Source organism: Flavobacterium sp., assembly GCF_044339515.1.
In the GTDB taxonomy this organism is placed as follows: Bacteria; Bacteroidota; Bacteroidia; order Flavobacteriales; family Flavobacteriaceae; genus Flavobacterium.
Genome location: NZ_JBIIVK010000072.1, coordinates 1 through 13,664, shown reverse-complemented (window position 1 = coordinate 13,664; position 13,664 = coordinate 1). Strand labels below are relative to the sequence as shown.

General features: G+C 34.0%; 13 protein-coding genes and 1 pseudogene. 6 read left to right on the top strand and 8 right to left on the bottom strand.

All coding sequences use genetic code 11. From position 1 onward, the window contains the following. The 3 genes and pseudogenes from ACIQ0M_RS14435 to rlmB all read left to right on the top strand — a co-directional run. A pseudogene (locus tag ACIQ0M_RS14435) lies at positions 1-113 on the top strand (IS5 family transposase); the annotation flags it as partial. Between the two features lie 176 nt (positions 114-289). After that, positions 290-1,219: a T9SS type A sorting domain-containing protein gene (locus ACIQ0M_RS14430; protein ID WP_396153470.1), complete on the top strand. Its 930-nt coding sequence runs from the start codon at positions 290-292 to the stop codon at positions 1,217-1,219. A gap of 60 nt (positions 1,220-1,279) precedes the next feature. Beyond that, on the top strand, positions 1,280-2,014 hold the full coding sequence (gene rlmB, locus ACIQ0M_RS14425; protein WP_396153468.1) for a 23S rRNA (guanosine(2251)-2'-O)-methyltransferase RlmB: 735 nt from the start codon (positions 1,280-1,282) through the stop codon (positions 2,012-2,014). Here the strand turns inward: rlmB and ACIQ0M_RS14420 are convergent, their stop codons facing one another. Then, on the bottom strand, positions 2,015-2,770 hold the full coding sequence (locus ACIQ0M_RS14420; protein ID WP_396153466.1) for a rhomboid family intramembrane serine protease: 756 nt from the start codon (positions 2,768-2,770) through the stop codon (positions 2,015-2,017). 74 nt (positions 2,771-2,844) lie between these two features. Between ACIQ0M_RS14420 and ACIQ0M_RS14415 the strand changes: the two genes are divergently transcribed. Beyond that, positions 2,845-4,122: a replication-associated recombination protein A gene (locus ACIQ0M_RS14415; RefSeq protein WP_396153464.1), complete on the top strand. Its 1,278-nt coding sequence runs from the start codon at positions 2,845-2,847 to the stop codon at positions 4,120-4,122. On the opposite strand, the gene ACIQ0M_RS14410 is transcribed toward ACIQ0M_RS14415, so the two are convergent. From ACIQ0M_RS14410 to radC, 7 genes are all read right to left on the bottom strand, one after another. Then, entirely contained in the window at positions 4,119-4,874 is a 756-nt protein-coding gene (locus ACIQ0M_RS14410) for a hypothetical protein (RefSeq protein ID WP_396153462.1), read from the bottom strand. The two genes, ACIQ0M_RS14415 and ACIQ0M_RS14410, sit on opposite strands and share 4 nt — an antisense overlap. Positions 4,875-4,891: 17 nt before the next feature. Continuing rightward, positions 4,892-5,584, bottom strand: coding sequence for a YjjG family noncanonical pyrimidine nucleotidase (locus tag ACIQ0M_RS14405; protein ID WP_396153460.1), 693 nt, complete (start codon positions 5,582-5,584; stop codon positions 4,892-4,894). A gap of 40 nt (positions 5,585-5,624) precedes the next feature. Then, positions 5,625-6,200, bottom strand: coding sequence for a hypothetical protein (locus ACIQ0M_RS14400; RefSeq protein ID WP_396153458.1), 576 nt, complete (start codon positions 6,198-6,200; stop codon positions 5,625-5,627). After that, positions 6,193-7,578 carry an FtsX-like permease family protein gene (locus tag ACIQ0M_RS14395; protein WP_396153456.1) on the bottom strand — a complete coding sequence of 462 codons (1,386 nt, stop codon included), beginning with the start codon at positions 7,576-7,578 and terminating at the stop codon, positions 6,193-6,195. Before ACIQ0M_RS14395 ends, ACIQ0M_RS14400 begins: the two co-directional genes overlap by 8 nt. Beyond that, entirely contained in the window at positions 7,579-8,208 is a 630-nt protein-coding gene (locus ACIQ0M_RS14390; RefSeq protein ID WP_396153454.1) for an ABC transporter ATP-binding protein, read from the bottom strand. A gap of 71 nt (positions 8,209-8,279) precedes the next feature. Next, on the bottom strand, positions 8,280-8,840 hold the full coding sequence (locus ACIQ0M_RS14385; RefSeq protein WP_396153452.1) for a PepSY domain-containing protein: 561 nt from the start codon (positions 8,838-8,840) through the stop codon (positions 8,280-8,282). Positions 8,841-8,855: 15 nt separating this feature from the next. Next, positions 8,856-9,551: a DNA repair protein RadC gene (gene radC / locus ACIQ0M_RS14380; protein ID WP_396153450.1), complete on the bottom strand. Its 696-nt coding sequence runs from the start codon at positions 9,549-9,551 to the stop codon at positions 8,856-8,858. Positions 9,552-9,647: 96 nt separating this feature from the next. Here radC and ACIQ0M_RS14375 point away from each other — a divergent pair, with 96 nt between their 5' ends. Both ACIQ0M_RS14375 and ACIQ0M_RS14370 read left to right on the top strand, forming a co-directional pair. Continuing rightward, positions 9,648-10,382, top strand: a complete 735-nt coding sequence (locus ACIQ0M_RS14375; protein WP_396153448.1) for an outer membrane lipoprotein-sorting protein — start codon at positions 9,648-9,650, stop codon at positions 10,380-10,382. Positions 10,383-10,451: 69 nt separating this feature from the next. Then, positions 10,452-13,532, top strand: a complete 3,081-nt coding sequence (locus tag ACIQ0M_RS14370) for a hypothetical protein (RefSeq protein WP_396153446.1) — start codon at positions 10,452-10,454, stop codon at positions 13,530-13,532. Positions 13,533-13,664: the final 132 nt, after the last annotated feature.

The window sequence follows — 13,664 nt, the reverse complement described above, 5'->3', positions numbered from 1 at the left end:
GTTTTAGGTCGTTACTCAATAGATTTGACACAACAATAGATAGCTGGTTAGGCTTTAATTATCTAGCTTTCATAATAATTGCACTAAAAAAATTTAATAAAATAAAAGTTTAAACGACTTCATTATCAATATATTTAAGCCAATATTGTTTTTTTAAATAATTTAAAAAAAAATTGTTAATTAATAATTTATTTAATAATTTTACAAGAAATATACCTACAAACGTAGTTATTAATAATATATATTTTTTAATTATTTGTTCACTTATTAACTCTAAATATATAATCTTATGAAAAAAATTTATCTAATCTTTTTTTTATTCTCATTCACTCAATCAAATTCTCAATGTAGAATTTCTGGTTCAAATAGTTTAACTGTCGGTCAAATATATACATTTTCCATTTCGTCTTCATTAGCACAGTGTAGCCAATGTCATGATTGGGATATCAATAATAGCAATAACAGTACTAGTGGGAATCTACAAATTAACGGTAGTGACATGAATAATACTGTTTCAATTACTGCTCTCAGTCCCGGCCCTTTCAACATCAATGTCACATTTTTTAATGAAACTGGATGCCACACTTGTTCATTTTCCGGCAACGCTAGTGGTGGTGTAAACTGTAATGCGTCAATCCATTCGCAAACTTGTGCTCCATATTCAAACTGGCAACAACCCAACCATAATGTTATGTTAAGTTTTTCTTTAAACTTAAATAATCCGTTTCCTAATCCTGCAACAGTTTATTTTGGCCCTGATACTGCTGTTTATCAATCAGGCTCTACTTTTATCGTTGCTGGTGGAACTTATGGAATAGCAGCAAATGGCAGTCAAATATCGCCAGTGCAATTTACATTAAATGCACCATTAGATTTTCCTCCTGGTTTTTATGTTTTCCTTGAAGTAACCTATGTTGATAACATAACTGGTTTAAAATGTACTAAAAAATTATCTCATCTATTCACATCTTGTAGTGGAAGTCCCTACAGATCAACCAATATTGATGTTAAACCAAATCCTTATAAAGCTGGGGATGTATTGTATTTAGATGAAAGTTACAAAAGTAAAGACATTGAAATTCTTGACATGAATGGAGTAAGAATCAATTTTGAAATTATTTCAGATAATATGATACTATTTTATGGTGAAAAGGGAATATATCTTTTAAGGTCACTAAACTCAGGAAACAATGACTCAATAAAAATAATTGTTAACTAACTCTAACTCTTTATTTATAAACCACTCCTAAACAGAGTGGTTTTTTTATACCTTTGCCGCATGGAAAAAGACAATCAAATTTTTGGAATTAGAGCGATTATTGAAGCAATTCAGGCAGGAAAAGAAATCGATAAAGTGTTTTTGCAAAAAGACATTCAAGGCGACTTAATGCGTGAATTAATGAAAGTGATGAAATTACATAAAGTGAATTTCACGTATGTTCCGATTGAAAAATTAAATCGTCTTACCGCCAAAAACCATCAAGGTGCTGTGGCAACAATTGCCCCTGTGAATTTTCACGATTTGGAAAATTTGATTTCGAATGTTTTGGAAAGTGGTAAAACTCCCCTGTTTCTTATATTAGATCAACTTTCGGACGCAAGAAATTTTGGTGCCATTATCCGAACAGCAGAATGTACCGGCGTAGATGGAATTATTATAGGCAAACAAGGTGCAGCTCCCGTGAATGGAGATACAGTAAAAACCAGTGCCGGTGCTGTTTTTAATGTCCCAATCTGTAAAGTTGAACATATTAAAGATGCTATTTTTTACTTGCAAGGTTCAGGAATAAAAACAATTGCCGCTACTGAAAAAACTGATGATGCAATTTACGATTTATCATTAAATGAACCGTTAGCAATCATTATGGGAAGCGAAGATCGCGGAATAAATCCATCCGTTTTGAAAATTGTGGATGAGAAAGCAAAATTACCTATGTTTGGAACCATAGCTTCATTAAATGTTTCTGTAGCTTGTGGGGCTTTTTTATATGAAGTGGTGAGACAGAGACGTTAATTATTCTTTCTCTTTCTCAGGTTTAAATTCATAAAATACATTTTCATCAATGTTGAAAAAAGTATACTCTACCTCTAATTCTTCAGGTTTTGGAGTATTGACAAAATTTCCATTTTCATCAAAATGTTTCATAAACGGATCATTTTCAGGATTAAAGTCAGGTTTTTCCCAATCATAACGAATTGGTTTTTTATACTTCTCTGCTTTGTATAAAAGTGAAAATAAAAAACCTGTAATGAATCCAGCCAAATGACCTTCCCAAGAAATACCGTTTTCAACTTCCGGAAAAATATACCAAACCATTCCTCCATAAAGCATCACAATTACTAATGACAAAGCTACCAGTCGATAATACTGCGTTTGAATCCCTTTAAAAAATATAAAACTCACCAAAACATAAACCAGTCCACTGGCACCTATATGATAACTTTCTCGGCCAATAAGCCAGGTTCCGAGTCCTGAAAGTAAAATACCAAATACTAAAACTTGGAGTGAAACTTCTCGGTAGAAATACCTCAAAACGGCTATTAAAAATAAAAGTGGAATCGAATTATTATACAAATGTTTGATATCGCCGTGCAAAAACGGACTCAAAATAATACCTTTCAGTCCACTTAATGTTCTTGGCCAAACACCATAACTGCTTAAATCTAATTTAAATCTAACTTCAACCCAAAAAACTATCCACAATGCCAATACAAAAAATAAAGGCCAAGCAATTACCGAAGTTGAAAAAATAAAGGAATTTTGTTTCATAGTAAAACTCATTATCAAAAACACATCCAAAACGAAAATAGTGCTTTTTTGTCAGAAATGAGTATTTTTACATCATGGAAGCACCACTTGCCGAACGCATCCGGCCACAACATTTATCAGAATACATTAGTCAGTTGCATTTGGTTGGCGAACAAGGTTCTCTCACAAATCAAATTGCAAAAGGAATCATTCCGAGTTTAATTTTATGGGGACCACCCGGAACAGGAAAAACGACCTTAGCACAAATTATGGCTCAGGAAAGTAAACGGCCATTTTTCACGTTAAGTGCCATTAATTCGGGGGTAAAAGACATACGTGAAGTCATTGAAAAAGCAAAAATGAGTGGCGGATTATTCACAGCCAAAAACCCGATTTTGTTTATTGATGAGATTCATCGTTTTAGCAAATCGCAACAAGATTCATTGTTGGCAGCTGTTGAAAAAGGTTGGATTACGTTGATTGGAGCTACCACAGAAAATCCTAGTTTTGAAGTCATTCCGGCTTTATTGTCAAGATGTCAGGTATATGTGTTAAATGCGTTTTCAAAAAATGATTTAGAACAACTTCTTCATCGTGCAATTGAACAGGACGAAATTCTAAAAACTAAAAGCATTACATTAACCGAAACTGAAGCTCTTTTGCGACTTTCCGGTGGTGACGGAAGAAAATTGCTGAATATTTTCGAGTTAATCGTGAATGCCACTGAAGAAGATTCCATTGAAATCACGAATGAAAAAGTGATGCAATTGGTTCAAAAGAACACGGTTTTATATGACAAGACGGGTGAACAACACTATGATATTGTTTCGGCCTTCATCAAATCTATCCGAGGAAGCGACCCAAATGGTGCGGTGTATTGGTTAGCCCGAATGATTGAAGGTGGAGAAGATGTGAAATTTATTGCAAGAAGAATGTTGATTTTAGCTAGTGAAGACATTGGCAATGCCAATCCGACAGCATTAATCATGGCAAACAATACCTTTCAAGCCGTGACAACTATTGGTTACCCAGAAAGCAGAATTATTCTAAGTCAATGTGCAATATACTTGGCAACTTCTGCCAAAAGTAATGCAAGTTATTTAGCCATAGGAAAAGCTCAACAAATCGTCAAACAAACCGGCGATTTACCCGTTCCGTTGCATTTACGAAATGCACCAACTAAATTGATGAAAGAATTGGGTTATGGAGACGAATATAAGTACTCTCACGATTTTGAAAACAATTTTGCTGAACAGGAATTCCTTCCTGATGAAATTCAAAATACTTCTTTTTATGAACCGGGAAATAATGTCAGGGAGAAAGAGCTGCGAAATTTTTTGAAAAATCGGTGGAAAGATAAATATGGGTATTAAAACTTAATCTCCAATTTCTCCGAAACCACTTTTTCATTTTCTTGGTATTCAAAAAACCAACTGTCATCTTTTAGGGTAACAACACCATTTTGATTGCCTTTTTGAGCTAAAAACAACGTTGGACTATCTGTTTTGAATAATTTATAAACCACTTTTGGAGTGGAATCTACCAATTGAAATCCGTTAGAGGTTGGCTGAGCAAAAAGTAATTTGGAATAATCTGTTGTTTCTGAAACAAGTGCCGGAAGAGTTGCTTTTGTTTTTTCTGAGGATACAACAGCTTTTTGTGGAGTGTTTATTAAAACCGTTTCATTTACACTACTTTTTGTTCCATTATATTTATAATTCAACGCAAAAAGTGATTTGAAAGCTTCATCCAGAGCCTTTGGATATGCAATTTTAAATTCCTTTTCTTTCGTTTTTCCAACTTCACTTTGGTGAATTATTTTTCCGTAACAATCTTTGAAAGTTAGATATAATTTAACCCAAAAAAGCTTATTATCTTTTACAACATCTACCGTCAATACATCACAACGCTGGTTGATTAAATCACTAGGAATATTGTTTTCATAAAATGCAACAAAACCCATTTTCTCCAAATTAAATTTTGTAATTGTATTTAATCTGTACTGATTTTCTATGTCAAAACCGGCAAATTTTGTTGGAACAACTACATATTGGTAATCGTTTAAGTTTTGAGCAAACAATTGAAAAGTACTCAAGAATAAAATTATAAAAACTGATTTTTTCATCTTCAACATAAATAAAGTTAAAGATAATTCTTTAAGTCTAATAAATGATTTACTTGCGGAAAATTATTTTCAACAGGCACATTAAATTCGTTAAAAAATATGGCATCCATGCCAAAATTCAGAGCCCCCTCTATATCGGCTTCCCAACTATCACCTATCATTAAGGATTTTTCTTTTTCTGCATTTGCTAATTGAATAGCATGACTAAAAATAGTTGGATTAGGCTTTTTTACACCGGCACTTTCAGAATTGGTAATGGTTTTAAAATACTTCAAAAGATCAGAATTTTTCATTTTCCCATCTTGAACCGACTGAAAACCATTTGTTATGATATGCAAATTATAATTGGGATACAAATATTCTAAAATTTCTTTCGCTCCATCATACAAGTGATTAAACTGTGGAAGATAGTGAATGTATTCATGTGAAAGCAAATGAATTAAATCATCAGCAACCTGTCGATTCATTAAATCAAAAACTTCTTTTAAACGTTGGTAGCGAAGTTCTTCCTGCGAAATCTTTTCCTCACGATACAGTTTCCAAAACTTAAGATTAGTTGGAATGTAATGCTCCAAGAAATTTTCTAAATCTAATTTCAATTCGTGCTTTTTAAAAATCGTTTCAAAAGCCAAAGCCGAATTTTTTTCGAAATCCCACAATGTATGATCTAAATCAAAAAAGATGTCGGATTTATATTGGAAGGGTTTCATTTTAAGGTTATGGGTGAAAGGAATGGGTAAAATTTCATCATTATTTCTTTCCGCCTTTTACAATCACAGCATTCTCAATATGATATATCCAATCGTTGACATCATTATCGTTGTAACGAAAAGTTCCTTCCATGGTTACATATTGATCGGTTTTTAGTTTAGGTGTTGGGCCTTTAAACTTGATTCCCATGATGGTTTCCGGACCGGCCTGACCACAGAAAAAACACGAAGCAAAAACGTTTTTACTCAATGCATACGACACATTATCAATCGGAATGATAAAACCGCTCATCACGATTTTCTTTTTATTTTTTGTCTTTAAATCCGAATTGATGATAGGAAACATAACTCCATCAGGGTAATCTTTGTCCGGCTTTTTGATATATTTTATGATTCCCAACAATTTCCAAGATAAAGTGTCAGGTTTCACTTGAGAAAAAATATCTTCTTCCAACTCGATATTTTGTGATTCAAACGAAGGCATAAAACCAGCTTGTTGAATCGGAATTTCTTCGGATGAATTGGTGTTAGAAAAAGGATATTTTACTTCCAATGAACTATCTAAAACAATGATAATTCCGAAAACTAAAATAAAAACTATATAAATTTTACGCATTTGCTAATGTTTTTGAAATATTTAATCGATAAGCTTTCACAGCAGGGATTACAGCGGCTAAAATCCCCACAAAGATAGTAACCAAAAATAAAATTCCTTCTTTTTCCCAAATTATTGTCATCGGATTGAATGCCATTTTAAATTGTTCATCGGTGGTGCTTGAAATCATAATTAATGCCAATCTTCCAAAAAGCGTACCAAAGATAAAGCCTACAACGCAAAGTAATAAACTTTCAAACAATACCAAACCTAACATTTGAATTCGTGATGCACCCGAAACTCGCAACAACGCAAACTCATATTTTCGTTCTTTCAATCGATTATACAAAGCAATAAAAATACTAATTCCTGAAATCAACATAATTCCGTAAGCCAAATACTGTAAGGCCTGTAATCCTATTCCAAATAACGAAAACAATCTATTGATTTCAATTGCAGGTAAAGCCGCTTGCATTTTGGTGTTTTGAGCAATCATACGTGGCCAAGAAATGATGCCCATTTTGTTTTTAAATTTCACTAAAACAGCTGTGATTTCTTTGGCTTCCTCGTGGTCGTGTTCATCACCTTCTTCATGTACGTGACCTTCTTCGCCGTGAGCGGGATTTTCAGAAACTACTTGGTCTTGTTCTTCCTCGTGGTCATGATTACAATTTTCATCGTGAACATGTTCCTCATGGTCGTGTTCATCACCATCAACATGGATGTGACCTTCTTCGCCGTGGGGCGGATTTTCATCTTCCGAATGTGCTTCTCTCCCATGATCGTGACCTGAATGCATTTCCCAAACACTTTCAACGGTACATAAAATCAAATTATCAATTACTTTTCCGGTTGGCGAAGCAATTCCGACTACTACATAAGCATATTCTTCGTGTAAGTGACCTTCCTCCGCATCACCATGGGTTCCAAAAAATTTATCGCCCAATTTGATGTTGAGTTTTTTGGCAACTTCGCTTCCGATAACGACTTCAAAATTCTTTTCAAACACTTTACCATCAGAAATGGTTGCCGTATATTTTTTGATGTATTCGGGCGTTGTTCCCACAATTTTGAATCCGCGATAATTATCACCAAAAGCTAATGGAATGGCGGATTCTACAAACGGATGTTTCATCCAAACTTCGGCTTCTTTGTAATCAATATTTCCGGTTGGAGCATCAACGTGATAAACAGAAGAAAGTATTAATTGCAGTGGACTTCCTTGTGCTCCTAAAACCAAATCAACGCCATCAATATTACTCGAAAATTGTTTTTCAAATTGTTCTTGTAATAAAATCAATAATGAAATAATAGCGACTGAAGCGGTTAATAAAACCAAACTCAATACGGTATTCAACGACTTAAACCAAAGGTTTTTCCAAGCTAATTTTGCTATCATTTAGTTTAAGTTTAATTGGTTAGAAAATTTATCTTTTAATCGTTGGTCGTGTGTCACAATGATCAATGCAGCTTTATATTCTTTGGATAAATGAGCTAATAAATCGGCTACTTTTGCAGCGTTTTCATCATCTAAACTTGAGGTTGGTTCATCGGCTAAAAGTAATTTTGGCTCATTAATCAGAGCTCTGGCAATGGAAACACGTTGTTGCTGTCCAACACTTAAATTGGAAGGCAATTTATACATTTGATCTTCTAAATCTAATTGCTTTAAAAGTGATTTTGCTTTTTCAGTTGCTTTTTTACCTGTTGCCAACCATGAAGCTAACACCACATTTTCAAGTACATTTAAAGAAGCCACAAAATGCGATTGTTGCAGCACTAAACCGATATTTCTTCCGCGAAAGCGATCTAATTCCTTTTCTGATAAAGAAGAAATATTGGTGTCTTGTATGGAAATTGATCCTGATTTAGGTCGTAATAATCCACCCAAAAGGTGTAATAAGGTGGTTTTTCCTTTTCCTGAATTTCCGGTTATTAATAATGTTTCTGATGCATTATTTATAATATTAGGAAAGGAAAAATGAGTCGTTTCGTTAAATGAGAAAGTTAAATTTTCTGTATAAATCATTCCATTTTAATTAGATTCGAAAGATACTGATAATTTGAAAAATGAGTTGTTAATCAATTCTAAAAAATAGCCTAAGATTTTCGCATTCTTTTTGGCCCATACCAAAGCCAAAATCCGGTTATGGTAAAAAGCAGCAAAGCCAAACTCATTATAATGGTGTAAATCAATTTAAAAACGCCCGATTCAAATCCTAAATAATAATCAACAATTGAACCGTCGTGAATTTTTTCAATGACATCGGAACGTCTCAAATCAATTTGCAATAAATTTCCGGTTACACCATCGAGTTGTACTTCATAAAAATTAGACTTAAAAGTAAACTTCACCATTCCTTTATCTGGTCGAACATCTATTCTGTCAATTTCACTTGATTTCGATTCCTTCAAATAGTCCGTTATAAACCGATTTGCATTATTTTGTAAACTATCTAAAGGAAGAAAATCACTCAATTCTGCTGAAGTTCCTTTTTTTGATTCGGGTAGAATCATTCCACCACTGTGCTTTTTTATTCCCAACAAAAATCCTGTGGCAGCTAAAATAAAGAAAAAAACGAATAGAAATGCTCCGGTGGTACGATGCACTTTTCTAAAAACTCTAAGTATTTTGGCTTGATTTTTTCTAGTCTCAGACACTTTTACTTCTTTAAATTATAATATTCCTTCCTCTGCAAAACTATAATATCCATTCTCTGTAATAATCACATGATCCAAAAGATGGATATCCAATTGTTTTGCTGCCAATTTTACTTTTTGTGTTAATTCAATATCCGAATCGCTGGCCAGTAATTTCCCGGATGGATGATTGTGCGTCAAAACAATAGATAATGCATTGTGTTCCAACGCCATTTTTAAAACTAATCGAACATCCACCACAGTTCCTGTAATTCCACCTTTACTCAGTTGAGCTTTATGAATGATTTTGTTTGCATTATTCAAATATAAAACCCAAAATTCTTCATGAGGTAATTCGCCAATAATCGGTTGCATGACATCAAAAATTACTCGACTGGAATTTATTTTTACTAATTCTTGCACCTCTTCCGTTCTTCGCCTTCTGCCTAGTTCAGTAGCTGCAATGATAGAAATTGCTTTTGCTTCACCAATTCCTTTAAATTCTGTAAGTTGCTTAAGTGATAATTTTCCTAAAATATTTAAATTATTTTGCACTTGAGCCAAAATGCGTTTGCTTAAATCAACAGCACTTTCATTTCTGCTGCCGGAACCAATGATGATGGCTAAAAGTTCTGCATCACTCAATGCTGATTTTCCTTTCAACATTAATTTCTCTCTGGGCTTATCGTCTTCTGCCCAATTTTTTATAGAAAAGGGGTTGTTTTGTTCCATTCTGTTTGGCTTTTAAAATTATTAGTGCAAATAAAGTTTTTTTTGTAACATAATTACTAATTTTAAGACTTATTTTAAAAACTAAAAATTTTAACAATGAAAAAATTAGGAATCGCATTCGGAATTATGCTTTTTGTATTTGGTGGTTTTACTGCACAAGCTCAAACGGCTGATGAAATAATTAACACGTACATCAAGAATATTGGTGGTGCCGAAAAATTTAAAAATTTGACTGGTACAAAAATGGAAATGAACGTTAACTACCAAGGAATGGAAATTCCGGTAGAACTTGTTCAATTAAAAGGTGGAAAAATGTATTTGAAAATTAATTTTCAAGGACAAGAAATTACACAAATGGCATTTGACGGAACAACCGCATGGTCAACCAATTTTATGACGATGAAAGCAGAAAAAATGGAATCTGAAATGGTTGAAAATATCAAACAAGAAGCCGGAGATTATCCTGATCCATTAATTGATTATAAAGCAAAAGGTTACAGTGCAGAATACCTTGGAAAAGAAACCAAAGAAGGTACTGAGTGTCACAAAGTAAAACTTACCAAAAAACCACAAATGGTTGATGGTCAAAAAGTGGACAATGTTGTTTTTTACTATTTTGATACTGAAAACAATGTTCCGATTTTAACCGAAGCTGAAATTAAATCCGGTCCAATGAAAGGACAAATGTCGGTTACAACCATGAGCGATTACCAAGAAGTAGAAGGAATGTATTTTCCGTTCTCCATGAATCAAGGTGGTCAGCCAATGAAAATTAAAAAAGTGACTTTGAATCCAACAGTTGATGCAAGTGCTTTTACTTTCAAAGAATAATTCAATCACAATCATACAAAATCCCCTTATTAATTTTAGTATGGGGATTTTTTTTAACCAAACGAACATATGAAAAACATTCTCAAATTATTTTTAACAGTAGGTTTGATTTCGTCCTTTCAATCACAAGCTCAAGAAGATGTGATTTTAAAAGGTAAAGAACTTTTTGGTGATATAAGAGCAAGACAAATTGGTCCTGCTATTATGAGCGGAAGAATTTCGGATATTGCCAATCATCCCACCAACAACAAAATTATTTATATTGGAGCTGCCGGTGGTGGCGTTTGGAAAAGTTCCGATGGAGGAGCTTCCTTCTCTCCTATATTTGATAAACACATTCAATCCATTGGTTGTGTAACCATTGACCCAAACAATCCGGACAATACAATTTGGGTGGGAACCGGAGAACCATGGACCAGAAATAGTGTTTCCATTGGCGATGGAATTTACAAATCTACCGATGGCGGTTTAAACTGGAACAACATGGGTTTACCAAAATCCGATCGTATCACCTCTATTATTGTTGACCCAAGAAATAGCGATGTGGTGTGGGCAGGAGTTTTAGGTGCTCTTTGGGGTGACAGCGAAGATAGAGGAATTTATAAAACAACCGATGGCGGAAAAACGTGGAACAAAGTTTTCTATGTTGATCAAACAACCGGTTGTGCCGATTTGGTTATTGACCCATCAAATCCTGACATCATGTATGCCAGTTTTTGGGAATTCAGAAGAACGGCTTGGTCATTTAATTCCGGTGGAAACAATTCTGCCTTATACAAAACAATTGATGGCGGAAAAACTTGGAATAAAATTCACAATGGCTTTCCAAAAGGTCAGTTAGGTAGAATTGCGATTGGCGTTGCTCCATCTAAACCGCAAACTTTATATGCTGTTTTAGAAACAGAACAAGACAAAGACAAAGGTTTATATCGTTCGGATGATTCAGGTGCAACTTGGAAACATTTGAACAGTGATTTTGAATTGGTTGTTCGTCCTTTTTATTTTTCAAGAATTACGATTGACCCACGAAATCCTGATATTCTATATAAAGGTGGATTAAGAGGTTCAATAAGTCGTGACGGTGGAAAAACATTCAAACCACTTGGAAATATGCACGCTGATATTCATGATATTACTGTTGATTTGAATGACAGCAACCGAATTTATGTGGCAACCGATGGTGGTTTATATAGAAGTTGGGACTCAGGAAACACTATGGATATTGTTAAGAATTTACCGCTTTCACAATATTATCATTTGAGTTTGGATAATGAAGAACCGTATAATATTTATGGTGGTTTACAAGATAATGGTTCGTGGTATGGACCAAGCAAAAGCGATGGTGGTATTGAAGCTCGTGACTGGCATAGTGTGGGTTATGGTGATGGTTTCCGCGTTTTGAAACATCCCACCAAAAAAATTATTTACAGTGAAATGCAAGGTGCCGAAAATATTTGGCGATATAATTTAGAAACAAAAGAACTAAAAACGATTCAACCTCTTGCAGTGAAAGGCGATCCAAAATTACGTTTTAATTGGAATACACCGATTGTAACCGGAATTCATAATCCAGATAGAATTTATGCAGGAAGCCAATTTGTGCACGTTTCGGATGATATGGGACAAACTTGGCGAAAAATTTCAGGCGATTTAACAACCAATGATCCAACAAAAACAAACACTGAAAAATCAGGCGGTTTGTCAGTAGATAATTCAGGTGCTGAAAACCACTGTACCATTTTTGCCCTTGCAGAATCTCCTCTAAACAAAGACGTTCTTTGGGCCGGAACCGATGATGGAAATGTTCAAATCACAAAAGACGGTGGAAAAACATGGACAAATGTAACTTTGAATTTAAAAGGATTACCAAAAAATACGTGGTGTTATCACATTGAAGCCAGCGTTTTTAATGAAGGAACTGCTTATGCCGTATTTGATGGTCATTCTAAAAATGATTATGCAACTTATGTGTATAAAACTTCCGATTTTGGAAAAACATGGTCATCCATCGTAACCGCTGATATTGATGGTTTTGCGAGAAATATACAAGAAGATTATAAAAATCCGAATTTATTATTTTTGGGAACTGAAAAAGGACTTTACATTACCGTTGATGGTGGAAAAAACTGGTCGAAATTTGAAAATAATATGCCGGGAGTAGCAGTACATTACCTTGATTTACATCCCAAGACAAATGATTTAGTAATGGCAACGCACGGAAGAGGAATTATCATTTTGGATGATGTGAGTCCGCTACGTCAAATTACACCGGATATTTTGAAAAAAGATGTTCATTTCTTTGAGATGAAACCGTTCGCTATTGAAGAACAATCGAGTTTTGGAGGAACAGCTTCAGAATTAGAATTTGTTGGTTCGAATCCGAATACTGCGGCTCAAATTGTTTATTATTTGAAAAAGCGTCACACATTTGGTAAGATGGAATTGGAAATTCAAGACCTAAATGGAAACAAAATCGTTACGCTTCCGGCAGGAAATCAAAAAGGAATTAACATTATCACGTGGGGTTTTAACACCAAAAATCCAAAAGTAGCTACCGGGAAAACGTTGAGTTATGGTGGGTTTACTTCGCCAAGAGTTCCTGAAGGCACCTACAAAGCTGTTTTAACAAAAGGAAAAGAAACATTTACGCAGGAATTTAAAGTGGTAAATGATCCGAAAAGCGTTATTTCATCTGCGGAAAGAAAAAAACAAGCCGAAGCCACAAAAATGCTTTTTGATAAAAATGAAGAGTTAGCTTACATGGTTTATGAGTTGGATGAAATTATTGCTTTGAATAAGAAAATTATGGAAAAAGATGCCAAATCAGTAAAATCAAACGGCAAAATTGATTCAGAATTTAATTCTTTAAAAAACACAATGGTTGTAACTACGGGTGATATGTATGTTGGAGCTGCTGAACCACAATTAAGAGAAAAATTAAGTACTATTTATGCCACAGTTGCTTCACAATTTGATGCTCCTTCTCCATCGCAAATTGCAAATATTGACAATGTGATGGATAAGTTTAATACCGCAAAAAGTGGTTTTAACGATTTGAAATCAAAATACAAAAACAAACTAATGGAACAAGCTGCAAAACTTCAAATTCCATTTTCATTAAAATCATTTGAAGAATACTTAAAAGATTAATTTTATAAATTTTTTTTGATTGTCCGCAATTACCCATAATTAAATAAAAAGCCTTATATTTGATAAAAAAAAGCGATGAATTTATTCAGTTTTACGGCAAATTTTGGAAGTGAAGAAGCTTGTAGACTTCAT